Raw genomic sequence first — 23,356 nt, 5'->3', positions numbered from 1 at the left:
GTCTGCCCCTTTCGCCGCGCTGTCGCAGCAGCCAGGCTAGCAGCGAAACTGGAACGTGTTCTAGTTAATCGGCGGATCAGATCTCGGAGATGATCTTGCAACGCACAGCGGCGCCCACCCTGTCGGATGAGCGCCGCTGTGCTACCGGACTACTTGTTGATCTTGACGACCCGGCCGGCGCCGACGGTGCGGCCACCCTCACGGATCGCGAACCGCAGCCCCTCGTCCATGGCGACGGGCTGGATCAGCTTCACCGAGATGTTGGTGTTGTCACCGGGCATCACCATCTCGGTGCCCTCCGGCAGCGTCACCACACCGGTCACGTCGGTGGTGCGGAAGTAGAACTGCGGGCGGTAGTTGTTGAAGAACGGCGTGTGCCGGCCGCCCTCGTCCTTGGACAGGATGTAGACCTGGCCCTCGAACTCGGTGTGCGGCGTGGTGGTGCCGGGCTTGGTCACGACCTGGCCGCGCTCGACGTCCTCGCGCTTGATGCCACGCAGCAGCAGACCGACGTTGTCACCGGCCTGGCCCTGGTCGAGCAGCTTGCGGAACATCTCCACACCGGTGACGGTCGTCTTGGTGGTCGACGGCCGGATGCCGACGATCTCGACTTCCTCGTTGACGTTGATCACGCCGCGCTCCACACGACCGGTGACCACGGTGCCGCGGCCGGTGATGGTGAAGACGTCCTCGACCGGCATCAGGAACGGCTTCTCCGTATCGCGGACCGGGTCCGGGATGGATTCGTCGACGGCGTCCATCAGCTGCTCGACGGACTCGACCCACTTGGCGTCGCCCTCGAGCGCCTTGAGCGCCGAGACCCGCACGACCGGGGCCTCCTCGTCGAACTCCTGGGCGGCCAGCAGCTCGCGGACCTCCATCTCGACGAGCTCGAGCAGCTCCTCGTCGTCCACGGCGTCGGCCTTGTTCAGCGCGACCAGGATGTAGGGCACACCGACCTGGCGGGCCAGCAGCACGTGCTCGCGGGTCTGCGGCATCGGGCCGTCGGTCGCGGCGACCACCAGGATCGCGCCGTCCATCTGCGCCGCGCCGGTGATCATGTTCTTGATGTAGTCGGCGTGGCCGGGGGCGTCGACGTGCGCGTAGTGGCGCTTCTCGGTCTGGTACTCCACGTGGGAGATGTTGATCGTGATGCCGCGCTGACGCTCCTCGGGCGCGTTGTCGATCTGGTCGAATGCACGCGACTCGTTCAGATTGGGGTACTTGTCGTGCAACACCTTGGTGATCGCCGCGGTCAGCGTGGTCTTGCCGTGGTCAACGTGACCAATGGTCCCGATGTTGACGTGCGGCTTCGTCCGCTCGAACTTCGCCTTCGCCACTTCTGTGTCCTCCTGGACTTGTTGGTGCTCGTTAAAGCAATGTTGATGTTTTCAGTTGTGCCGCGCCCAAGGCATTGCAGTGACCCGGCAAGGTTACTCCCCGTGAGGGTTTACTGACCCGTCGCCTTCGCGATGATCTCCTTCGACACGTTCGCCGGCACTTCGGCGTACGAGTCGAAAACCATGGAGTAGTTCGCTCGGCCTTGGGTCTTGGACCGCAGGTCGCCGACGTAGCCGAACATCTCCGACAGCGGCACGTGCGCCTTGACGACGCGCGAACCGCCCCGCTCCTCCATGGCCTGGATCTGGCCACGGCGGGAGTTCAGGTCGCCGATCACGTCGCCCATGTAGTCCTCGGGCGTGGTGACCTCGACGGCCATGATCGGTTCCAGGATGACCGGCTGCGCTTGTGCGGCAGCCTTTTTCAGCGCCTGCGAACCGGCGATCTTGAACGCCATCTCCGACGAGTCGACCTCGTGGAAGGCGCCGTCGAGCAGGGTGACCTTGACGTTGACCAGCGGGTAGCCCGCCAGCACGCCGTACTGCATGGCGTCCTGGGCTCCGGCGTCCACCGACGGGATGTACTCGCGCGGGATGCGCCCACCGGTGACCTTGTTCTCGAATTCGTAGGTCGCACCGTCTTCGCCGTGGAACGGTTCGAGGCTGATCAACACCTTCGCGAACTGGCCCGACCCGCCGGTCTGCTTCTTGTGGGTGAACTCGACCTTGTCGACCGTCCGCTTGATGGTCTCCTTATAGGCGACCTGCGGCTTGCCCACGTTGGCCTCGACCTTGAACTCGCGCTTCATCCGGTCCACCAGGATGTCCAGGTGCAGCTCGCCCATGCCGCCGATCACGGTCTGGCCGGTCTCCGCATCCTGGTGCACCTTGAAGGTGGGGTCCTCCTCGGCGAGCTTCTGGATCGACAGGCTCAGCTTCTCCTGGTCGCTCTTGGTCTTGGGCTCGATGGCCACCTCGATGACCGGATCGGGGAAGCTCATCGACTCCAGCACGATCTGGTCGTTGGGGTCGCACAGGGTGTCACCGGTGGTGGTGTCCTTGAGCCCGATCACCGCGTAGATGTGCCCCGCGCTGGCCCGCTCGACCGGGTTCTCCTTGTTGGAGTGCATCTGGAACAGCTTGCCCAGCCGCTCCTTCTTGCCCTTGGTGGCGTTGATGACCTGACTGCCGGACTCGACGGTGCCCGAGTAGACACGGACGTAGGTCAGCTTGCCGAAGAACGGGTGGGTGGCGACCTTGAACGCCAGCGCGGAGAACGGCTCGTCGGTCGACGGCCGGCGGGTGATCTCCTCGCCTTCCTTGCCCGGCGCGTGCCCGACGGCCGGCGGCACGTCCAGCGGCGAGGGCAGGTAGTCGATGACCGCATCCAGCATCGGCTGGACACCCTTGTTCTTGAAGGCGCTGCCGCACAGCACCGGGTATGCCTCCGAGTTGATGGTCAGCTTGCGCAGCGCGGCCTTGATCTCGGGGACGGTCAGCTCTTCGCCGCCGAGGTACTTCTCCAGCAGCGCCTCGTCGGTCTCCGCGACGGCCTCGATCAGCTTGGTGCGGTACTCCTCGGCCTTTTCCTGCATGTCCGCGGGAATCTCGACGACGTCGTACTTCTCGCCGAGCTTGGCCTCGGCGCTCCACACCTTGGCCTTCATCTCGACCAGGTCGACGACGCCGGAGAAGTCGCCCTCTGAGCCGATCGGCAGCTGGATCGGGATGGCGTTGGCGCCCAGGCGCTCCTCCATGGTGCGCACCGAGAAGTAGAAGTCCGCGCCGATCTTGTCCATCTTGTTGACGAAGCAGATCCGCGGCACGTCGTACTTGTCGGCCTGCCGCCAGACCTGCTCGGACTGCGGCTCGACACCTTCCTTGCCGTCGAAGACGGCGACGGCACCGTCGAGCACGCGCAGGCTGCGCTCCACCTCGACGGTGAAGTCGACGTGGCCGGGGGTGTCGATGATGTTGATCTGGTTGTCGTTCCAGAAGCAGGTGGTGGCGGCGGAGGTGATGGTGATCCCCCGCTCCTGCTCCTGCTCCATCCAGTCCATCGTGGCCGCGCCGTCGTGGACCTCACCGATCTTGTAGCTGATGCCGGTGTAGTAGAGGATGCGCTCGGTCGTCGTCGTCTTGCCGGCGTCGATGTGCGCCATGATCCCGATGTTGCGGACCTTGGTCAGATCGGTCAGCACGTCCTTCTGTGCCACAGAAGTCTTCCCACTTTCGATTGCTTAGTTCGCTGTCTTGGTTGCGCCCGGCCACTTTCGCCAATCGGCGCCGGTTCCGGCTCCTACCAGCGGTAATGCGCGAAGGCGCGGTTGGCCTCGGCCATCTTGTGGGTGTCCTCGCGCCGTTTGACGGAGGCCCCGAGGCCGTTGCTGGCATCGAGGATCTCGTTGGCCAGCCGCTCGATCATGGTCTTCTCGCGCCGTTGCCGCGAGAAGCTGACGAGCCAGCGCAGCGCCAGTGTGGTGGACCGGTCCGGACGCACCTCCACGGGCACCTGGTAGGTCGCACCACCGACGCGGCGGCTGCGGACCTCCAAGGCGGGCTTGACGTTGTCGAGCGCGCGCTTGAGCGTGATGACGGGGTCGGTGCCAGTCTTGTCACGGGCTTGCTCGAGCGCACCGTAGACAATGCGCTCCGCCAGGGATTTCTTCCCCTGCAGCAGAACTTTGTTCACCAGCTGGGTGACCAGCTGCGACCCGTAGACCGGGTCGTTGACCAACGGACGCTTGGGCGCGGGTCCCTTGCGCGGCATCAGCTCTTCTCCTTCTTGGCCCCGTAGCGGCTGCGAGCCTGCTTGCGGTTCTTGACGCCCTGGGTGTCCAGCGAACCGCGGATGATCTTGTACCGCACGCCCGGCAGGTCCTTCACCCGGCCACCACGCACCAGCACCATCGAGTGCTCCTGCAGGTTGTGACCCTCGCCGGGGATGTAGGCCGTGACCTCGACCTGGCTCGTCAGCTTCACGCGCGCGACCTTCCGAAGCGCCGAGTTCGGCTTCTTCGGGGTGGTGGTGTACACGCGGGTGCACACGCCACGACGCTGCGGGCTGCCCTTGAGGGCCGCGGTCTTGACCTTAGCGATCTTGTCCCGGCGGCCCTTGCGGACCAGCTGCTGAATGGTTGGCATCTAGGAGGCTTTCTGTGTTGAGCGTTCGAGGTGTTTCGGTCTCGCGGGCGTTCTTCAAGTCGTCGTACTGCAGTTATGTCCGGCCGCACTACCCCGCGTCCGGGTGTGTCGCACGCTTCCGGCAGCGGATTTCTCCGGGTGCGCCGTGGACATGCGAATTTGCCCGGCATCCCTTTACTTACGTCAGGCGCCGTAAGCCGCCAGGCACGAGCTTCCACGATACCCGCCGCCGGTCTGGCAGGTCAAAGCGGCGGCCGTCACCCTCGGGCACCCTCCGGTGCGGCGTGCCCCGCGGTGCGCTTTTCCAGGCCCGCCGCCAGGCGCAGCACCATGTCGGAGAACAGCGCGTCGGTGTCGATCTCGTCCATGACGCCGGTCATCTCCAGCAGCACGAACCCGTGCAGGGCGGACCAGAACTCCAGCGCCGCGTAGAACGCCTCCTCGCCGTCGAGGCCGTAGGAGGTCAGCACGGCGATCACCGGTGCGGCCGCACTCCTGGTCGCGGAGGTGTACTCGGGGTCGTCACCGCCCAGCGGCATCCGGGTGAACGCCGAGTACCGCCCGGGGTGGTGGTGCGCGTAGCTGCGGTAGGCGCCGGCCATGACCAACACCGCGTCGTCGCGGGCCCGCCCCTCACCGACCCGGTTCAGCATCATGATGATGTCGTCGATGACCCGGATCCGCACCGCGCGGCGCAGGTCCTCGAGGCTGTCCACGTGGTTGTACAGCGAGGGGCCCTTGGTCCCCAGCTGTGTGGCAAGCGCGTTGATGGTCAGCGAGTCCCAGCCCTCCCGGTCCAGGAACGCCAGCGCGCCGTCGACGATGCCCTCCCGGCTCAGCTTCGCCGGGCGGGAGGCGGACTTGCCGGCCCGCTGGCGCCCGGCCGCCGACGGCGGTTCCGGCTGAGCTGCCATGCGGATGCCCTTCGATCGCGCTGACTGGGGTCGACTAATGACTCTAGTGGGGCGCGGTAAATGCAGATAACCCTGCCATCGGAGTGCCGACTGCACGTAGTCTCAGTCGTGCAGATTCACCCGTCGCAAAGGGGGCCCGCAGTGAATTGGACAGCCGTCGCCGGGTCGCTGGCGACCTGCGTCGTCACCCTCGCCGCCGTCCCCGCCGCGCCGGCCCCGGCCGCGCAGGCCAAGAACGGCGACACCCATGTCATCGGGGAGGGCGTCGAGCAGACGGTGGATTGCAACGATGCGACGCTGCTCGTCAACGGCAACCGCAACGTCGTCACCGCGTTGGGGACCTGCTATGCGGTGACCGTCATGGGCTCGGGCAACACCGTCGTCGCGGACACGGTCACCCACGACATCACCGTCTACGGCTCCGACGAGACGGTGTTCTTTCACAACGGCGCGCCGTTCCTGTGGGACCGCGGCCGTGAACTGGGCATGGTAAACCGTCTCCAGCAGGTGCCCGCCTGAGCCACAGCGACTGCCATCCACATGCCGTCAACGAGCGAGGAGAACCCAGCAGCGATGCGCGCCGACTTCACCGACCACTCCCTTCGCCTGGGTGCGCTCGCCCTCGCCCCGGCCGTCGCCGCCGTCGTGCTGGCGGGTTGCAGTTCCACGGCCAACCCGCCCGGAACCTCCACCTCGACGACGTCGAGCAGCCCGGCCTCGACGACGAGTGGCGGGGCCGCGCCGACGAGCACGAGCAGCGGCAGCACCACTGCCTCCGTCCAGATCGGCAACACGCTCAACTACGGGTCCATGGGGACGACGGCCACCCTGGACTGCGGTGACGGGAAATCGCTGAACGTGGGCGGCTCCAACAACACGCTCACCGTCACCGGCACCTGCGAGACCGTGACCATCGGCGGGGCGAGCAACACGATCACCTTCGACAAGGTCAACACCCGCATCAGCGTGGTGGGCCTCAACAACACCGTCACCTACAAGGCCGGCAGCCCGAAGGTGGACGACATCGGCCCGGGCAACACCGTCAAGCAGGGTAGCTGACTCGCTAGCCGTCCGGGGCGCCGTGCCGGCCGGCGCCCGCGGCGAACCGCCCGGCCCCTTCGTTGGCCTCTGCGGCGACGCGCGAGATGCTGGCGAACTCGAAGTCCAGCGCCTCGGATTCCGTTGCCCCCCATTGGTGGAGCGCCGAGAGTCGGTCCGAGCGCAGGCACTGCTGCGGCAGCGCGGCGAGCTGGGCCGCCAACTCCTCGGCGGCCCGCCTGGCCTGGCCCTTGGACACGACCCGGTTGGCCAGCCCGATCGCCAGTGCCTCGTCGGCGGCCACGGCGCGGCCGGTCAGGATCATGTCCATCGCACGGCTGTGCCCGATCAGCCGGGGCAGTCGCACGGTGCCCCCGTCGATCAGCGGAACGCCCCAGCGCCGGCAGAACACCCCGAACACGGCGTCCTCCTCGGCCACTCGCAGGTCGCACCAGACGGCCAGCTCCAGGCCCCCCGCGACGGCGTAGCCGCTGACCGCGGCGATCACCGGCTTGGACAGCACCATGCGCGTCGGCCCCATCGGGCCGGGACCGCTGCGGTGCACGGCGTTGGCCTCGGGGGTGCCGAAGGCTTTCAAATCGGCTCCGGCGCAGAAGGTTCCGCCGTCACCCCACAGCACTGCCACCGACGCCGAGTCGTCGTGGTCGAATTCGTCGAACGCCGCGTACAGCGCGGCGGCGGTCGGGCCGTTGACCGCGTTGCGCGCCGCGGGTCGGTCGATGATCACCGTCGTCACAGCGCCGTTGCGCTCCACCCGCACGGGATCGCTCATCTCACCTCCACCAGTCGGGTTGTATCGCGCCGTTTGGAGAGCTCGGTCGCGAAGTCGTGGTAGGCGGCCCGCAACCGGGCGCCGGGCCATTCGCCCGGCAACAGTTCGCCGGGCAGCACCGGGTCGGTCAACAGGTGGCGCACCATCGCCGCGGCCACCATGAACCGGCCCGGAACGTCTGCCGCGGTTGCCATCTCGTCGAGCAGCCGATGACCGGTCGCCGACCACGCAGGCAGGTCCCACAGCGCGCGGGCCAACTCGGCGGGCGCATCGTCGCGCGCCCTGAGCACCCGGACCCGGCCCAGCGTGTCGGGCCCGAGGTCCGGGTCCAGGTTGTCCGGCCGCATCCACACCCCCTCGCGAAGCTCGCCGAAGCGTTTGTGGTGCATGGTTGTTCGCAGGGCGGCCCGGCAGCGGGCATCGGTGCCCACGGTGGTGACGATCAGCGTCAGCCAGTCCCCGCGCCAGGCCCGGGTTCGCGGGCGCATGGCGTCGTCCTGCCGGCGCTGGCGGGCCAGCAGACGCTCCGAGAGCCGGTAGCCCTCGGCGGAGCGGATCAGGTCCCCGGCGCCGACCATGCGGGTCAGCGCCACCCGCAGCGCGGTCTCCTTGATGCCGAAATCGGCCGTCAGCCCGATCAGTTCACCGGCGGTGGCGCAGGCGGGATGGGCGCCCAGCAGCACGGACAGCACCACCGAGCGGGCCGTCATGTTCGGCATCGGCTACACCCCGGAGGCTTTGCGGCCATGGTCGCCGAACGGCTCGTCGCGATGCCGGACCGCGTCGCGGAAGCCGTGCTCGACCGCGTCGGCGACGAACGCGTGCCCCTCCGGGGTGTGCCGGGCCACCCCGTCGAACACGGTGCTGACCATCCTGCTGGTGGCCACACCTTGTTGCAGCAGTGCGGAATTCAGTGCGAGCTTGGCCATGATGAGCTGGTTGACCGGGACCGCGGCGATCCGCTGTACGAGTCGTTCGGTGCGCTCGTCGAGGTCCTCGGGCTCCGGCGCCTCGACCGCCAGACCCCACTCGGCGGCCTGCGCGCCGGTGATGCAGTCGCCGGTGAACAGCAGCCGCTTGGCGCGCTGGTCACCGAGCCGGTGCGCCCACAGGCCCGCCGCCGGGATGCCCCACACCCGCGTCGGCGGGTAGCCGATCTTGGCGTCGGCGGCCGCGATCACCTGGTCGGCGTGCAGCGCGATGTCGGTGCCGCCGGCCACGCAGTAGCCGTGGATCTTGACCACCGTCGGCTTGTCGGCGTGCATCAGGGACGAGAAGCCGCGCACGAAGCGGCTCATCATCTGGTAGTCGATCATCGGGTCCCACGGTTGGTTGGGCAGGCTGTTGATGGCTTGCGCTTTGCCGTCGAGCACAGTGCCCGCATATGCGCTGCTGCCGCCGGCCGAGCCGGTCCGGTCGGCGTAGGCGGACAGGTCGAAGCCGGCACAGAAACCCTCCCCGCGACCGGACACCAGGATCACATGCACGCCGGGATCGAGATCGGCACGCTCGACCAGCGCGGACAGCTCCAGCGGGGTGTCCGCGACGATCGCGTTGCCCTTGTCGGGCCTGTTGAAGGTGATCCGCGCGACCCGGTCGGTGACCTCGTAGGTCATTGTCTTCAGGTCCTCGAAGTCGACCGGCCTGATTGCGTGAGTCATGCTGCGACTCAACCCTTGACCAGCGCGCGCTCCAGGATGGGTGAGACGTCGAGCCCGGCGGGCATGGTGCCGAAAGCGCCGCCCCAGTGACCGTCGAGCCGCGTGGTCAGGAAGGCCTCGGCGACCGCGGGATGCCCGTGGCGCACCAGCAATGCGCCCTGCAGAGCCAGGCAGATGTCCTCGGCGACCTGGCGGGCGCGGTAACCGATGGTGTCGAGGTCGCCCAACTCACTGCGCAGACGCTCGACGTGGGTGCGCAGCCGCGCGTCCTGGGTGGCACTGTTCTCGAGTTCGCTGAAGAGCACCTCGACGGATTCGGGGCGAGTCGCCATGGCACGCAGCGTGTCCAGCGCGCTGACGTTGCCCGAACCCTCCCAGATCCCCATCAGCGGCGCCTCGCGGAACAGCCGCGGCATCCCGGACTCCTCGACGTATCCGTTGCCGCCCAGGCATTCCAGCGCCTCGGAGGCGTGCGGGGTGGAACGTTTGCACACCCAGTACTTGCTGGCCGCCAGGCCGATCCGGCGGAAGAGCGCCTCGGTCTCGTCGCCGCGCACCGCTTTGTCGGTGGCGCCGGCCATCCGCATCGCGACCATGGTTGCGGCCTCGGCCTCGACCGCCAGGTCGGCGAGGACGTTGCGCATCAGCGGCTGGTCGATCAGGTACTCGCCGAAGGCTTTCCGGTGCTGGGCGTGGTGCACCGCGCGGGTCACGCCGGTGCGCATGCTGGTCGCGCTGCCCAGGGTGCAGTCCAGCCGGGTGAGGTTGACCATCTCGATGATGGTCGGGACGCCGCGGCCCTCTTCCCCCACCAGCCACGCCACCGCGCCGTCGTATTCGACCTCGCTGGAGGCGTTGGCGCGGTTGCCCAGCTTGTCCTTGAGTCGTTGCAGGAACATCCGGTTGAGGGTTCCGTCGGGAAGAATGCGGGGCAGCAGGAAACACGACAACCCGCCCGGTGCTTGCGCCAGCACCAGGAAGATGTCGCACATCGGCGCCGAGGTGAACCACTTGTGACCGGTGAGGCTGTAGGTGCCGTCACCGTTGGGGGTGGCCTGGGTGGTTCCGGCACGGACGTCGGAGCCGCCCTGCTTCTCCGTCATCGACATACCCGCGGTGATACCCGGCTTGAAGGTGGCCAGTTTCAGTTCCGGGTCGTAGTCGCGACTGGTGAGCAACGGCTCGTAGACCGCTGCCAGTTCCGGGTTGTGGCGCAGCGCCGGAACGACGGCATAGGTCATCGAGATCGGGCAGACGTGGCCGGGCTCGCAGTTCCACGCCGACATCTTGGCCGCACGAACGACGTGAGCGCCCGGACGTTCGTCGGCCCAGGGCGCGGCATGCAGACCGTGGGCGATCGCGGCGCGCATCAACTCGTGGTACGCCGGGTCGTACTCCACCTCGTCGACGCGGAACCCGTACCGGTCGTGGGTGTGCAGGATCGGCCGGTTGCGTTCGGCCAGCTCGCCCCAGCGCTGCCCCTGTTCGGATCCGGACAGTACGCCGACCTCGTTGACCTCGTCCAACCCCCATTGCCCACCCTCGCGGACAAGCGCTTCCACGAGGACCGGGAGAGCGGCGGGGTTGTAGTTCTCCAGGGGCGGAACCTGGTTGGTGACGGCATGGGTGTCTGACATGCCCCCCATGTTACATTTTCTCGACAACCGCACAAGAGGTGTAACAGCGGTTCAGCCGGCGGTCTGCTCCCGCAGGAACGCGATGTCGTCCTTGCGGCCCGCCTCGGCGGTTTCGCAGATGACCGGCGCGTCGGCGGCCTTGACCGCCGCGACCAGCAAGTCGGTGTCGATCTGTCCGCTGCCCAGGTTGGCGTGGCGGTCCCGGCCCGAGCCCGCGGCGTCCCTGGAATCGTTGCAGTGCACCAGATCGATGCGACCGGTGATGGCCTTGATGCGGTCCACGGAATCCACGAGCGCCTCGCCGGCCGCCCACGCGTGGCAGGTGTCCAGGCAGAAGCCAATCCCCTTGTCGCCGATGACATCCCAGAGCCGGGCGATGGTGTCGAAGTGGCGGGCCATCGCGTGGTCGCCGCCGGCGGTGTTCTCCAGGTACACCGGCACGGTGGTCTGCAACTGATCCAGGGCCTTGGCCCAGCGCTGAAAGCCCTCCTCGAGGTCGGCGTCGTCGGCCACGTGGCCGCCGTGCACGATCACCGCGGCGGCGCCGATGTCGGCGGCCGCGTCGCAGGTGTCCTGCAACATCTTGCGCGACGGGATGCGCACCCGGTTGTTGGCCGAGGCGACATTGATCAGATACGGCGCATGGACGTAGATGGGCAGCTTGGCGGCCTTGAGCGCCGCGGCGTCCTCGCGCGGCTTGGGTGCCTTCCAGCTCTGCGGGTTGCCCAGGAAGATCTGGACGACGTCGGAGCCCTCGGCCTGCGCGGCGGCCAGCGGGTCCCGGGGGCTGACGTGCGAACCGATGAGCATGGCGGCCAGTGTAGTGACGGGTGTCTACACCGGCGACGGCGCGCTCGGGACCATGCGGCGACTTTCGAAACCGATATCACCGGCGCTATCGGTTTCGCGGATCATGAGGCGGCTTCCCGGACTTTCGCCCCATACCGGCGAGAAAGCAAGCCACCCCGCTCGAGGTGCGCGCGAAAATGCCCCGGGCGTAACCCGGGGCATTTTCGCGGCAACTACCGGTAGTCGCTGTAGCCGTAGTCGTCCAGCGGAACCGTGGCACCGGTGGCCTGACCGAAGTCCGGGCTGTAGTACTGATCCTCGTAGGACGGGATCGTGTACGCCGCGGCCCGGGCCTCCTCGGTGGGCTGCACCGCGATGTTGCGGTAGCGGTTGATGCCGGTACCGGCCGGGATCAGCTTCCCGATGATCACGTTCTCCTTCAGACCGTTGAGCTTGTCGCTGCGGCAGTTGATCGCCGCATCGGTCAGCACCCGCGTGGTCTCCTGGAACGACGCCGCCGAGAGCCACGAGTCGGTGGCCAGCGACGCCTTCGTGATACCCATCAGCACCGGACGGCCGGCGGCGGGCTCGCCGCCCTCGGCCACCACCCGTCGGTTCTCCGCCTCGAACTCGGCACGGTCGATCAGCGAACCGGGCAGGAACTCCGTCGCACCCGAGTCGATGATGGTGACCCGGCGCAGCATCTGGCGGACGATCACCTCGATGTGCTTGTCGTGGATCGACACACCCTGGGCGCGGTAGACCTCCTGGACCTCGCGGACCAGGTGGATCTGCACCTCGCGGGGGCCCTGCACGCGCAACACCTCGTGCGGGTCGGCCGAGCCCTCCATCAGCTGCTGGCCCACCTCGACGTGGTCACCGTCGGAGAGCACCCGCTCGGAACCGTCCTCGTGCTTGAACACACGCAGCCGCTGGCGCTTGGAGAGCTTGTCGTACACGACCTCCTCGCCCCCGTCGTCGGGAACGATGGTGATCTTGTAGAAGCGCTCGCCGTCCTCGAGCTGGACCCGCCCGGTGACGTCGGCGATGGGCGCCTTGCCGCGCGGGACGCGGGCCTCGAACAGCTCCTGCACACGGGGCAGACCGCCGGTGATGTCCTCACCCACACCACCCTGGTGGAAGGTGCGCATGGTCAGCTGCGTGCCGGGCTCGCCGATGGACTGCGCCGCGACGATGCCGACGGCCTCGCCGATGTCGACCAGCTTGCCGGTGGCCATCGACCGGCCGTAGCACGTCGCGCACACCCCGGTGCCGGTGGTGCAGGTCAGCACCGAGCGCACCTTGATCTGCGTAATGCCCGCGGCAAGCAGGGCGTCGATCGACAGGTCACCCAGGTCTTCGCCACGCGCGACAACGACGTTGCCCTTCTCGTCGACCGCGTCGGCGCCCAAAGTCCGGGCGTACGCAGAGGTTTCGATGTACGGGTCGCGGATCAGTGTGCCGTCGGGCTGACGCTCGGCCAGCTCGACGAGGATACCGCGCTCGGTCTCGCAATCGTGCTCGCGGACGATGACGTCCTGGCTCACGTCCACCAGACGACGGGTCAGGTAGCCCGAGTCAGCGGTACGCAACGCGGTGTCCGCCAAGCCCTTCCGGGCGCCGTGCGTGTTGATGAAGTACTCCAGCACGGTCAGACCCTCGCGGAACGAGGACTTGACCGGGCGCGGGATGAACTCACCCTTGGGGTTGGTCACCAGGCCCTTCATGCCGGCCAGCGTGCGGGTCTGGGTGAAGTTACCCGTGGCGCCCGAGTCGACGATCGTGATGATCGGGTTGTCGCTGGGGTAGTGCTCGCGCAGCGCCTGGCCGACCTCGTCGGTGGCTTCCTTCCAGATCTCCACCAGCGCCTCGTTGCGCTCGTCGTGGTTCAAAGCGCCACGCTGGAACTGCTTTTCGACCTTGTCGGCACGCTCCTCGTAGTGATCGAGGATCTCCTTCTTGCGCGGCGGCACCAGCACGTCGGCCATCGACACGGTCACCCCGCTGCGGGTCGCCCAGTAGAAGCCGGCGTCCTTGAGCTTGTCGACGGTCTGCGCGACCACGATCATCGGGTAGCGCTCGGCCAGGTCGTTGATGATCGCGGCCTGCACCTTCTTGTGCATCTGCTTGTTCACGAACGGATAGCCGTGCGGCAGCAGCTCGTTGAACAGCACGCGGCCCAGCGTGGTCTCCGCCGTCCAGGCATCGCCCGGCCGCCATCCGTTGACCCCGAAGACCTCGGCCTCGATCTCGGCCGGCGGGCGCAGCTGGGTCAGCCGCACCTTGATCTTGGCCCGCACCGACAGCACGCCGCGGTCGAACGCCATGATCGCCTCGGCCGGCGAGGCGTACACGCCCGACTCCGCGCTGTCTTTGGCGGCCGCGACGAATTCGCCCTTGTCGCCGGGGACCTCGGTGGTCAGGTAGTACAACCCGGTCACCATGTCCAGTCGCGGCATGGCCAGCGGGCGGCCGGACGCCGGCGACAGGATGTTGTTGGACGACAGCATCAGGATGCGGGCCTCGGCCTGGGCCTCCGCGGAAAGCGGCAGGTGCACGGCCATCTGGTCGCCGTCGAAGTCGGCGTTGAACGCCTCACACACCAGCGGGTGCAGCTGAATCGCCTTGCCCTCCACCAGCATCGGCTCGAAGGCCTGAATGCCCAGGCGGTGCAGGGTGGGCGCGCGGTTCAGCAGCACCGGATGCTCGGCGATGACCTCTTCGAGCACGTCCCACACCTGCGAGCGCTGACGCTCCACCATGCGCTTGGCGCTCTTGATGTTCTGCGCGTGGTTGAGGTCGACGAGCCGCTTCATCACGAACGGCTTGAACAACTCGAGGGCCATCAGCTTGGGCAGGCCGCACTGGTGCAGCTTGAGCTGCGGACCGACCACGATGACCGAACGGCCCGAGTAGTCCACACGCTTACCGAGCAGGTTCTGCCGGAACCGGCCCTGCTTGCCCTTGAGCAGATCGCTCAGCGACTTCAGCGGGCGGTTGCCCGGCCCGGTGACCGGCCGGCCGCGGCGGCCGTTGTCGAACAGCGCGTCGACGGACTCCTGCAGCATCCGCTTCTCGTTGTTGACGATGATCTCGGGGGCACCGAGGTCGATCAGCCTCTTGAGCCGGTTGTTGCGGTTGATCACCCGCCGGTACAGGTCGTTGAGGTCCGACGTCGCGAACCGGCCACCGTCGAGTTGAACCATGGGCCGCAGCTCCGGCGGGATCACCGGGACCGCGTCGAGCACCATGCCCATCGGGGAGTTGCCCGACTGCTGGAACGCCGCGACCACCTTGAGCCGCTTGAGCGCACGAAGCTTCTTCTGCCCCTTGCCGTTCCGGATGACGTCACGCAGGATGTCGGCCTCGGCGTCGATGTCGAAGTTCTCGATGAGCTTCTGGATCGACTCCGCGCCCATGGCGCCGGTGAAGTACTCGCCGTAGCGGTCGACGATCTCCCGGTACAGGTTCTCGTCGAGGATGAGCTGCTTGGGGGCCAGCTTGGTGAAGGTGTTCCAGATGTCGTCCAGCCGGTCCAGCTCACGCTGCGCGCGGTCACGCAGCTGGCGCATCTCGCGCTCGCCGCCGTCGCGCACCTTGCGCCGCGCGTCGGCCTTGGCGCCCTCGGCCTCCAGCTCGGCCAGGTCGGCCTCGAGCTTCTGCGCGCGCGCCTCCAGGTCGGCGTCGCGCTGGTCCTCGACGGCCTTGCGCTCCACCATCATCTCGGCCTCGAGCGTCGAGAGCTCGTTGTGCCGCATCTCGGTGTCGACCGAGGTGATCACGTACGCCGCGAAGTAGATGATCTTCTCGAGATCCTTCGGCGCCAGGTCCAGCAGGTAGCCCAACCGCGAGGGCACGCCCTTGAAGTACCAGATGTGCGTGACGGGTGCGGCCAGCTCGATGTGGCCCATCCGCTCCCGGCGCACCTTGGCGCGGGTCACCTCGACGCCGCAGCGCTCACAGATGATGCCCTTGAACCGGACGCGCTTGTACTTGCCGCAGTAGCACTCCCAGTCGCGAGTCGGTCCGAAGATCTTCTCGCAGAACAGGCCGTCCTTCTCGGGCTTGAGCGTGCGGTAGTTGATCGTCTCGGGCTTCTTGACCTCGCCGTACGACCATTGCCTGATGTCCTCCGCGGTGGCCAGGCCGATACGGAGTTCATCGAAGAAGTTGACGTCTAGCACGTAACTCCCTTTCCCCTTTCGGGTTTGGTAACTATTAAGCCAAGTCCTCGACGGACGCGGATTCGTTGCGCGACAAGTTGATTCCCAGGTTTGCCGCGGCCCGCTCGAGGTCTTCGTCCTCGCCCTCGCGCAGCTCGATCGCCGCGCCGTCACTGGACAGCACTTCGACGTTGAGGCACAGCGACTGCAGCTCCTTGAGCAGCACCTTGAACGACTCGGGGATGCCGGGTTCGGGAATGTTCTCGCCCTTGACGATCGCCTCGTAGACCTTGACCCGGCCGACGGTGTCGTCGGACTTGATGGTCAACAGCTCCTGCAGCGTGTACGCCGCGCCGTAGGCCTGCATCGCCCAGCACTCCATCTCGCCGAAGCGCTGGCCACCGAACTGGGCCTTACCGCCCAGCGGCTGCTGGGTGATCATCGAGTACGGCCCGGTGGAGCGGGCGTGGATCTTGTCGTCCACCAGGTGGTGCAGCTTCATGATGTACATGTAGCCCACCGTCACCGGGTACGGGAACGGCTCGCCGCTGCGCCCGTCGAACAGCCTCGCCTTGCCGTCGCCGTTGACCAGCACCTCGCCGTCGCGGTTGGGCAGCGTGGAGGAGAGCAGACCCTGCAGCTCCTCCTCCTTGGCGCCGTCGAACACCGGGGTCGCGACGATCTGGTCGGGCTCGGCGTGCAGCAGCTCCTCGGGCAGGTTGGCCGCCCACTCCGGTGAACCCTCGATATTCCAGCCGGACTTGGCCACCCACCCGAGGTGGGTCTCCAGGATCTGGCCGATGTTCATCCGTCGCGGCACCCCGTGGGTGTTGAGGATGATGTCCACCGGGGTCCCGTCGGGCAGGAAGGGCATGTCCTCGGCCGGCAGGATCTTGCCGATGACGCCCTTGTTTCCGTGCCGTCCGGCCAGCTTGTCGCCGTCGGAGATCTTGCGCTTCTGCGCCACGTAGACGCGCACCAGCTCGTTGACACCCGCGGCCAGCTCGTCGTCGTCCTCCCGGGAGAACACCCGGATGCCGATCACCTTGCCGGACTCGCCGTGCGGCACCTTCAGCGAGGTGTCGCGGACCTCCCGGGCCTTCTCGCCGAAGATCGCGCGCAGCAGCCGCTCCTCGGGAGTCAGCTCGGTCTCCCCCTTCGGGGTGACCTTGCCGACCAGGATGTCGCCGTCGCGGACCTCCGCGCCGATGCGCACGATGCCGCGCTCGTCCAGGTCGGCGAGCACCTCGTCGGAGACGTTCGGGATGTCCCGGGTGATCTCCTCGGCGCCCAGCTTGGTGTCGCGGGCGTCGATCTCGTGCTCCTCGATGTGAATCGAGGTCAGCACGTCCTCCTCGACGAGGCGGTTGGACAGGATGATCGCGTCCTCGTAGTTGTGGCCCTCCCACGGCATGACGGCCACCAGCAGGTTCTTGCCGAGCGCCATCTCGCCGTTCTGGGTGCACGGGCCGTCGGCGATGACCTGGCCGGCCTCGACCCGGTCGCCGGCGTCCACGATCGGCGACTGGTTGGCGCACGTGCCGTGGTTGGAGCGCGCGAACTTGCGCATCCGGTAGGTGTGCCGGGTGCCGTCGTCGGCCATCACGGTGACGTAGTCGGCGGACACCTCCTCGATCACCCCGGCTTTGTCGGCGACGACGACGTCACCGGCGTCGATCGCGGCGCGCAACTCCATGCCGGTGCCCACCAGCGGCGCCTCGCTGCGCACCAGCGGAACCGCCTGGCGCTGCATGTTGGCGCCCATCAGGGCACGGTTGGCGTCGTCGTGCTCGAGGAACGGGATCATCGCGGTGGCCACCGACACCATCTGGCGCGGCGAGACGTCCATGTAGTCCACCTCGGACGAGGCCACGTACTCCACCTCGCCCGCCTTGCGGCGCACCAGCACGCGCGACTCGACGAACCGGCCGTCCTCGGCGATCGGCGAGTTGGCCTGGGCGACGACGTGGCGGTCCTCCTCGTCGGCGGTCAGGTAGTGGATCTCGTCGGTGACGACCCCGTCCACGACCTTGCGGTAGGGCGTCTCGATGAACCCGAACGGGTTGACCCGGGCGTAGACCGACAGCGAGCCGATCAGGCCGATGTTCGGACCCTCCGGGGTCTCGATCGGGCACATGCGGCCGTAGTGCGACGGGTGCACGTCGCGGACCTCCAGGCCCGCGCGCTCGCGGGACAGACCGCCCGGCCCCAGCGCCGACAGGCGGCGCTTGTGGGTCAGACCCGACAGCGGGTTGTTCTGGTCCATGAACTGCGACAGCTGGCTGGTGCCGAAGAACTCCTTGATCGCGGCCACCACCGGCCGGATGTTGATCAGGGTCTGCGGCGTGATCGCCTCGACGTCCTGGGTGGTCATCCGCTCGCGGACCACCCGCTCCATCCGGGACATGCCGACCCGGATCTGGTTCTGGATCAGCTCACCCACCGTGCGCAGCCGGCGGTTGCCGAAGTGGTCGATGTCGTCGGTCTCCACCGGCACCTCGACCCCGCCCGGCACGGTCATAACAGCGGGCTGGCCATCCGTACGGGCGTGGTGCAGGCGAACCAGGTACTCGATGGTGGCGACGACGTCCTCTTGAGTCAGCGTGGTCGACGACGTCTGGGCCGGCTCGGCGCTCAAGCCCAGCTTCTTGTTGACCTTGTAGCGGCCGACGCGGGCCAGGTCGTAGCGCTTCTCCTTGAAGAACAGGTTCTCCAGCAGCGTCTGCGCGGACTCCTTGGTCGGGGGTTCGCCCGGGCGTAGCTTGCGGTAGATGTCCAGCAGCGCCTCGTCGGTGCCCGCGGTGCTGTCCTTCTCCAGTGTCGACATCATGATCTCGGAGAAGCCGAAGCGCTCGGTGATCTGCTCGTTGGTCCAGCCCAGCGCCTTGAGCAGCACGGTGACGGGCTGGCGGCGCTTGCGGTCGATGCGCACCCCGACGGTGTCGCGCTTGTCGACGTCGAACTCCAGCCACGCACCCCGGCTCGGGATCACCTTGACGCTGTGCAGCAGCTTCTCGGTGGACTTGTCGATGCTCTCGTCGAAGTAGACGCCGGGTGAGCGCACCAGCTGGCTGACGACCACACGCTCGGTCCCGTTGATGATGAAGGTGCCCTTCTCGGTCATCATCGGGAAGTCGCCCATGAACACCGTCTGGCTCTTGATCTCGCCGGTGTTGTTGTTGATGAACTCGGCCGTGACGAACAGCGGGGCCGCGTACGTCATGTCCTTGTCTTTGCACTCGTCGACCGGCGCCTTGACCTCGTCGAAGCGCGGGTCGGAGAACGACAGCGACATCGAGCCGGAAAAGTCCTCGATCGGCGACAGCTCGTAGAGCACCTCTTCGAGGCCGCCCACCGGCTTGGCCTCACCCCTGGCGAGCGCCGACTCCCGCCAGCGCGGCGATCCGATCAGCCACTCGAACGAGTCGGTCTGAACGTCGAGCAGCCCCGGAACCTCGAGGGGTTCGCGCAGCTTGGCGAAGGAGATCCGGTCTGGAGCCCCGGGCACGGAGCCGTTCGAGGAACTTCCATGAGAGGAACTTTGTGGGCGATCCGTCTTGCTCTGGCGGAAATCTGCCAAGATGCATCCTTCCAGCACCTCGTGCGACTCACTGGTGGAACCGGCGGCCACCGGGCCTGTTCGCCGCGAAACTGTTTCGTTAGGGCTGGCGAACGATCTGTCCGGATCTCACGCACGCAACTAGACAGCTGAGCCGCAAAGGGCGACTCAACCTAGGACCACAGTGTCAGTGGCGGGTGAGGTGGGCAGGAGGTAGCCAGCGCAACGTCCAACAATAGCTCAGGACGGCGCATTCCTCAACTACCCATCACTACCAGCCCTTGGGGGCATCGGCGCTGGCTGGCATCTCGACTTTCCCGTGGACACATGCTGACCAACAGATTGACCCGTTTGGGCCGCGCCGTCAAGGGGGCGGGGCGGCAAGTTGCGGCGAAATGTCGCCGAAACCCGGCCGTGCCCAGCCCTCAGTCGCCGAACTCGTGGGATTGGTACTTGCGGGTGCCCTCGAGGTCGTCGAGGATCGCGGCCTGAGCCTTTTTGGGCAGCGTGTGCAGCATCTCGCGCACCCGTGCCTGGCGACGCCCCACCGCCTTGCGTTCCGGCATGCCCGGGGACGCCACGATCTGCGGCGGCACGCCCTCGATCTCCTCCACACCGCCGGCGTGCTGGCCGGCCTCGAGCGCGGCCTGCTCCTCGGCCATGGTGGCCTCGTCCTTCTCCTCGGACATGCCGATCGGCCCGATGCGGCGGCCGTTGAGGAACTGCCGCACGACCGGCTCGTCGCTGGTCAGCAGGACTTCCCTGGGCCCGAACATGACCAGCTTGCGGCGGAACAGCATGCCCATGTTGTCCGGGACGGTGCGCGCGATGTTGATGTTGTGCGTCACGATCAGCACGGTGGCGTCGATCTGGGCGTTGATGTCCAGGATCAGCTGGCTCAGGTATGCGGTGCGGACCGGATCCAGACCGGAGTCCGGCTCGTCGCAGAGGATGATCTGCGGGTCGAGCACCAGCGCCCGGGCCAGGCTGGCGCGCTTGCGCATACCACCGGAGATCTCGCCGGGGAACTTCTTCTCGTCGCCGCCCAGGCCCACCAGCGAAAGCTTCTCCATGACGATGTCACGGATTTCGCCTTCCTTCTTCTTGGTGTGCTCGCGCAGGGGGAACGCCGCGTTGTCGAACAGGTTCATCGACCCGAACAGCGCGCCGTCCTGGAACATCACGCCGAACAGCGTGCGGATCTCGTACAGCTCGCGCGCCGAGCACTGCATGATGTCGGTGCCGTCGATGGTGATCGAGCCGCGCTCCGGGCGCAGCAACCCGATGAGGGACTTCAGGAACACGGACTTGCCGGTACCCGACGGTCCGAGCAGGACGCTGACCTCCCCGGGGGGGATATCCAGCGTCACGTCTTCCCAGATCCTCGAGGACCCGAAGGACTTCGTGAGTCCGTTGACCTCGATAGCGACGCCCATGGGGGATCCTTCCGTCCTCGCGTGTGCCCACCACCTGCCCGTTTGTGTGGCTTGAGTCACTGTAGCGCACGCCTGAGGCGTGGCATCGCGGTTGCGCGGCCCCGCGGGACAAAAGTGGCCCACCCGAGACCGCCCCGGGTCAGCGGGCCGGTGCCCAGTTGCCGTGGAACCCCATCGGTACGCGCTGCGGCAGGTGCACGGTGGCGACCGGCTCGGTCGTCTGGGCGTCGAGCAACAGCAGTTGCCCCTCGTCGCGGCCGCGGTGGTAACCGTAGCCCATCAGGATGCCGTCGTCCTCGGCGTCCGCCGCGGGGTCGGGCACGAAACACACCTCCCCGATCAGCAGGTCGGGGTCGAGCGCGGCCGTCGTCGTGGAGCCCGTCGCGTAGTCGTGCTTGTACAGCGCCGACGAGCGGTCCGCGAAGTACGCGCCGATGGTGTAGCCGAACCGGTGCCGCACCCCGAGCCGGGTCTCGTTGATGCGGGGAAACTCCTGGGGCCGACCGTCTCGGGTTTCGGTGCCCACCGCGCCGGACGCCAGGTTGACGGTCCACCGCTCGAGCGTGGGCGCCGTCTCGCCCGGGCCGTGCCGGTCGCGGTCGAACATCCGCGCATAGCGCACCACGTCGAGCACCAGCACCTCGGCGCCGTCGCGCATCTCGGAATAGGCGTTGAGCGGGTGGTAGACGTAGCAGGGTTCGACGTCGAACCAGCGCACGTCGCGGTTGCCGCCCTCGCGGGGCATGACGCCGATGCGGGCGGGATAGCGGGGGTTCCAGGCGTAGGGCATCCGGTCGGAGTGCCGCGGGCTGCGGTTCATCACCGCGTTGACCGGGCCCGGCACCCGGACGCGCCCGATCAGCGACTGCAGCACCAGCCGGGCGGGCAGCGACAGCCAGCGCGGCACGGAGGCGGGCAACACCTGCGCCGGGTCGAAGGTCACCGGCAGGTCGTAGATCACCACGTATTTGTCGGTCAACGAGAAGTCGTGCATCATCGGCGACCCGGAGACCTCGATGTCCACGGTCCGGCGGGCGCGGCCGGCCGTGTCGATCACCGAGTACTGCACGGTGCGTCCGCGGCCGAACGAATAGGACACCGCGTGCAGTTCGCCGGTCATCGGGTCGCGGTGCGGATGCGCGGTGTAGCCGCCGGCCAGCGTGCCGTCGAAGTCGCACGTGCCCACCGTGTCGAGCTCGTCGGTGAGTGCGTAGTTGGCGATCCCGCCCTCCACCAGGGCCAAGGTCTTTCCGGCGTGGGTCAGCACGTTGGTGTTGGCGCCCAGGGCCAGCATGCCCGCCCGCGGGTCGAGCCGGCCGGGCGCCGGCTCGCCGAGGGCGGCGCACACCGACAGGCTGCGCACCCAGCGGTTGCGGTACCAGCAGGCCTTCCCGTCGCGCAGCGCCACCCCGTGCACCATGCCGGCGCCGCTGAACCAGTGATAGGTGGCCGGGTCGACCTCGGCGACCGGGTTGGGGCCGTTGCGCAGGTAGCGCCCGTCGAGGTACTCCGGGATGTGTCCGGTGACCTCCAGGTCGGTCGCGGTCAGCTCCGCACGCACGGGCGCGAGGAAGCCCTCGAGGTAGGGATTGTGGTTTTCGGCGGTCCGGGCGGAAGCGGGCGGGGCGGAAGTCATGGCCGAGCTCCTATAACATTGTTATTTCAGCGTTATCGGAACCGTACGCCTCGGGTGAGAAGATGACAAGGATGGCTTCGGAGACGACTTCGGCACGGCAGCGCAGCGTCGGCGGTGTCCGCGAGGAGATGCTGGTCGCCGCCGTCGGCCTGCTCGACGAGGACGGGCCCGACGCGCTGCAGACCCGCAAGGTCGCCGGCGCCGCGGGCACCTCGACGATGGCGGTGTACACCCATTTCGGCGGGATGCGCGGGCTCATCGCCGCGGTCGCCGAGGAGGGGCTGCGCCAGTTCGACGCGGCGCTGGCGGCGCCGCAGACCGACGACCCGGTGGCCGACCTGCTGGCCACCGGCCTGGCCTACCGGCGCTATGCGATCGAACGGCCCCACATGTACCGGCTGATGTTCGGCAGCACCAGCGCACACGGCATCAACGCCCCGGCGCGCAACGTCCTGAACCTGACGGTCGCCGAGATCGAACAGCACCACCCCAGCTTCGCGCACGTGGTCCGGGGGGTGCACCGGTGCATGGCGGCCGGGCGGATCGCGGCGGGGCCGACCCACGCCGACGAGCCCGCCGGCGACGCCGGCGTGGTGGCGACGGCGGCGCAGTTCTGGACGTTGATGCACGGGTTCGTGATGCTCGAACTGGCCGGCTACTTCGGCGGCGACGGCGCGGTCGTCGGGCCGGTGCTGGGCACGATGACGACGAACCTGCTCGTCTCGCTGGGGGATTCGCCCGAACGGGTGCGACGGTCGCAGCGGGCGGCGACCGGCGCGCCCTGAGCACGCGAAACCCCCGGAACCGCAGGGCGGCGCCGGGGGCTTCGCGGTGACGAACTACTTGACGGTGACGCTGGCGCCGGCGGCCTCGAGCTTGGCCTTGGCCTCCTCGGCGGCCTCCTTGGCGACCTTCTCCAGCAGCGGCTTGGGGGCACCGTCGACCAGGTCCTTGGCCTCCTTGAGGCCCAGGCCCGAGACGATCTCGCGGACGACCTTGATGACGCCGATCTTCTTGTCGCCGGCACCCTCGAGGATGACGTCGAACTCGGACTGCTCCTCGGCGGCCTCGGCGGGGGCGCCACCACCGGCCGGGCCGGCCGCGGCGACGGCGACCGGGGCGGCCGCGGTGACCTCGAAGGTCTCCTCGAACTTCTTGACGAAGTCCGAGAGCTCCAACAGGGTCATTTCCTTGAACGCGTCGAGCAGTTCGTCGCTGGACATCTTTGCCATGGTGTGGGTCCTTC

At 67.7% G+C, this 23,356-nt stretch carries 18 protein-coding genes; 3 read left to right on the top strand and 15 right to left on the bottom strand.

From position 1 onward, the window contains the following. Window positions 1-149 precede the first annotated feature (149 nt). The 5 genes from tuf to ACJ512_RS04865 form a co-directional block, all read right to left on the bottom strand. Window positions 150-1,340, bottom strand: a complete 1,191-nt coding sequence (gene tuf, locus ACJ512_RS04885) for an elongation factor Tu (protein WP_407687634.1) — start codon at window positions 1,338-1,340, stop codon at window positions 150-152. A 110-nt stretch (window positions 1,341-1,450) separates the two neighbouring features. Next, on the bottom strand, window positions 1,451-3,556 hold the full coding sequence (gene fusA, locus ACJ512_RS04880; RefSeq protein ID WP_407687635.1) for an elongation factor G: 2,106 nt from the start codon (window positions 3,554-3,556) through the stop codon (window positions 1,451-1,453). 83 nt (window positions 3,557-3,639) lie between these two features. Further along, window positions 3,640-4,110 carry a 30S ribosomal protein S7 gene (gene rpsG, locus ACJ512_RS04875; protein ID WP_044509806.1) on the bottom strand — a complete coding sequence of 157 codons (471 nt, stop codon included), beginning with the start codon at window positions 4,108-4,110 and terminating at the stop codon, window positions 3,640-3,642. Then, window positions 4,110-4,484, bottom strand: a complete 375-nt coding sequence (rpsL, locus tag ACJ512_RS04870; RefSeq protein ID WP_007167812.1) for a 30S ribosomal protein S12 — start codon at window positions 4,482-4,484, stop codon at window positions 4,110-4,112. The genes rpsG and rpsL overlap by 1 nt, the downstream gene beginning before the upstream one ends. A gap of 257 nt (window positions 4,485-4,741) precedes the next feature. Continuing rightward, the gene (locus ACJ512_RS04865) at window positions 4,742-5,398 is read right to left on the bottom strand and encodes a TetR/AcrR family transcriptional regulator (RefSeq protein ID WP_407687636.1); all 657 of its coding nucleotides are present in this window, start codon (window positions 5,396-5,398) and stop codon (window positions 4,742-4,744) included. Between the two features lie 141 nt (window positions 5,399-5,539). On the opposite strand from ACJ512_RS04865, the gene ACJ512_RS04860 reads away from it, so the two are divergent. Together ACJ512_RS04860 and ACJ512_RS04855 are read left to right on the top strand one after the other, a co-directional pair. Then, a complete protein-coding gene (locus ACJ512_RS04860; protein ID WP_407687637.1) occupies window positions 5,540-5,917 on the top strand; it encodes a DUF3060 domain-containing protein in 378 nt (125 codons plus the stop codon). 54 nt (window positions 5,918-5,971) lie between these two features. After that, window positions 5,972-6,457: a DUF3060 domain-containing protein gene (locus tag ACJ512_RS04855; protein WP_407687651.1), complete on the top strand. Its 486-nt coding sequence runs from the start codon at window positions 5,972-5,974 to the stop codon at window positions 6,455-6,457. Window positions 6,458-6,461: 4 nt separating this feature from the next. Here ACJ512_RS04855 and ACJ512_RS04850 read toward each other — a convergent pair whose 3' ends face one another. The 9 genes from ACJ512_RS04850 to ACJ512_RS04810 form a co-directional block, all read right to left on the bottom strand. Next, a complete protein-coding gene (locus ACJ512_RS04850; RefSeq protein ID WP_407687638.1) occupies window positions 6,462-7,229 on the bottom strand; it encodes a crotonase/enoyl-CoA hydratase family protein in 768 nt (255 codons plus the stop codon). Next, window positions 7,226-7,948 carry a PaaX family transcriptional regulator C-terminal domain-containing protein gene (locus tag ACJ512_RS04845; RefSeq protein ID WP_407687639.1) on the bottom strand — a complete coding sequence of 241 codons (723 nt, stop codon included), beginning with the start codon at window positions 7,946-7,948 and terminating at the stop codon, window positions 7,226-7,228. Before ACJ512_RS04845 ends, ACJ512_RS04850 begins: the two co-directional genes overlap by 4 nt. Before the next feature lie 3 nt (window positions 7,949-7,951). Then, window positions 7,952-8,890 (bottom strand): crotonase/enoyl-CoA hydratase family protein, encoded by a 939-nt coding sequence (locus tag ACJ512_RS04840; protein ID WP_407687640.1) that lies wholly within the window; start codon window positions 8,888-8,890, stop codon window positions 7,952-7,954. A gap of 8 nt (window positions 8,891-8,898) precedes the next feature. Further along, window positions 8,899-10,527 (bottom strand): acyl-CoA dehydrogenase family protein, encoded by a 1,629-nt coding sequence (locus tag ACJ512_RS04835; protein WP_407687641.1) that lies wholly within the window; start codon window positions 10,525-10,527, stop codon window positions 8,899-8,901. Window positions 10,528-10,578: 51 nt separating this feature from the next. After that, complete coding sequence (locus ACJ512_RS04830) at window positions 10,579-11,337, bottom strand: deoxyribonuclease IV (protein ID WP_407687642.1); 759 nt, start codon at window positions 11,335-11,337, stop codon at window positions 10,579-10,581. Window positions 11,338-11,549: 212 nt separating this feature from the next. Beyond that, complete coding sequence (locus ACJ512_RS04825) at window positions 11,550-15,500, bottom strand: DNA-directed RNA polymerase subunit beta' (RefSeq protein ID WP_407687643.1); 3,951 nt, start codon at window positions 15,498-15,500, stop codon at window positions 11,550-11,552. A gap of 34 nt (window positions 15,501-15,534) precedes the next feature. After that, window positions 15,535-19,059, bottom strand: a complete 3,525-nt coding sequence (gene rpoB, locus ACJ512_RS04820; RefSeq protein ID WP_407687644.1) for a DNA-directed RNA polymerase subunit beta — start codon at window positions 19,057-19,059, stop codon at window positions 15,535-15,537. Between the two features lie 404 nt (window positions 19,060-19,463). Beyond that, window positions 19,464-20,474 (bottom strand): ABC transporter ATP-binding protein, encoded by a 1,011-nt coding sequence (locus tag ACJ512_RS04815; RefSeq protein WP_407687645.1) that lies wholly within the window; start codon window positions 20,472-20,474, stop codon window positions 19,464-19,466. A gap of 139 nt (window positions 20,475-20,613) precedes the next feature. Further along, window positions 20,614-22,110 carry a carotenoid oxygenase family protein gene (locus tag ACJ512_RS04810; RefSeq protein WP_407687646.1) on the bottom strand — a complete coding sequence of 499 codons (1,497 nt, stop codon included), beginning with the start codon at window positions 22,108-22,110 and terminating at the stop codon, window positions 20,614-20,616. Window positions 22,111-22,181: 71 nt separating this feature from the next. Between ACJ512_RS04810 and ACJ512_RS04805 the strand changes: the two genes are divergently transcribed. Further along, a complete protein-coding gene (locus ACJ512_RS04805; RefSeq protein WP_407687647.1) occupies window positions 22,182-22,895 on the top strand; it encodes a TetR/AcrR family transcriptional regulator in 714 nt (237 codons plus the stop codon). Window positions 22,896-22,949: 54 nt separating this feature from the next. Here ACJ512_RS04805 and rplL read toward each other — a convergent pair whose 3' ends face one another. Beyond that, a complete protein-coding gene (gene rplL, locus ACJ512_RS04800) occupies window positions 22,950-23,342 on the bottom strand; it encodes a 50S ribosomal protein L7/L12 (RefSeq protein ID WP_407687648.1) in 393 nt (130 codons plus the stop codon). Between the last annotated feature and the right edge of the window lie 14 nt (window positions 23,343-23,356).

The sequence above is a fragment of the Mycobacterium cajalii genome (assembly GCF_045809005.2).
In the GTDB taxonomy this organism is placed as follows: domain Bacteria; phylum Actinomycetota; class Actinomycetes; order Mycobacteriales; family Mycobacteriaceae; genus Mycobacterium.
This window is presented reverse-complemented; position numbering and strand designations above follow the sequence as displayed.

Excerpts from the sequence above, each read along its gene's own strand:
- ACJ512_RS04830 (WP_407687642.1), bottom strand. The coding sequence starts at position 11,337 with ATGCTCATCGGTTCGCACGTCAGCCCCCGGGACCCGCTGGCCGCCGCG.
- rplL (WP_407687648.1), bottom strand. The coding sequence starts at position 23,342 with ATGGCAAAGATGTCCAGCGACGAACTGCTCGACGCGTTCAAGGAAATG.
- ACJ512_RS04810 (WP_407687646.1), bottom strand. The coding sequence starts at position 22,110 with ATGACTTCCGCCCCGCCCGCTTCCGCCCGGACCGCCGAAAACCACAAT.
- rpsL (WP_007167812.1), bottom strand. The coding sequence starts at position 4,484 with ATGCCAACCATTCAGCAGCTGGTCCGCAAGGGCCGCCGGGACAAGATC.
- ACJ512_RS04835 (WP_407687641.1), bottom strand. The coding sequence starts at position 10,527 with ATGTCAGACACCCATGCCGTCACCAACCAGGTTCCGCCCCTGGAGAAC.
- ACJ512_RS04850 (WP_407687638.1), bottom strand. The coding sequence starts at position 7,229 with ATGAGCGATCCCGTGCGGGTGGAGCGCAACGGCGCTGTGACGACGGTG.
- ACJ512_RS04805 (WP_407687647.1), top strand. The coding sequence starts at position 22,182 with ATGGCTTCGGAGACGACTTCGGCACGGCAGCGCAGCGTCGGCGGTGTC.
- ACJ512_RS04840 (WP_407687640.1), bottom strand. The coding sequence starts at position 8,890 with ATGACTCACGCAATCAGGCCGGTCGACTTCGAGGACCTGAAGACAATG.
- rpsG (WP_044509806.1), bottom strand. The coding sequence starts at position 4,110 with ATGCCGCGCAAGGGACCCGCGCCCAAGCGTCCGTTGGTCAACGACCCG.
- ACJ512_RS04855 (WP_407687651.1), top strand. The coding sequence starts at position 5,972 with ATGCGCGCCGACTTCACCGACCACTCCCTTCGCCTGGGTGCGCTCGCC.
- ACJ512_RS04815 (WP_407687645.1), bottom strand. The coding sequence starts at position 20,474 with ATGGGCGTCGCTATCGAGGTCAACGGACTCACGAAGTCCTTCGGGTCC.
- ACJ512_RS04845 (WP_407687639.1), bottom strand. The coding sequence starts at position 7,948 with ATGCCGAACATGACGGCCCGCTCGGTGGTGCTGTCCGTGCTGCTGGGC.
- ACJ512_RS04865 (WP_407687636.1), bottom strand. The coding sequence starts at position 5,398 with ATGGCAGCTCAGCCGGAACCGCCGTCGGCGGCCGGGCGCCAGCGGGCC.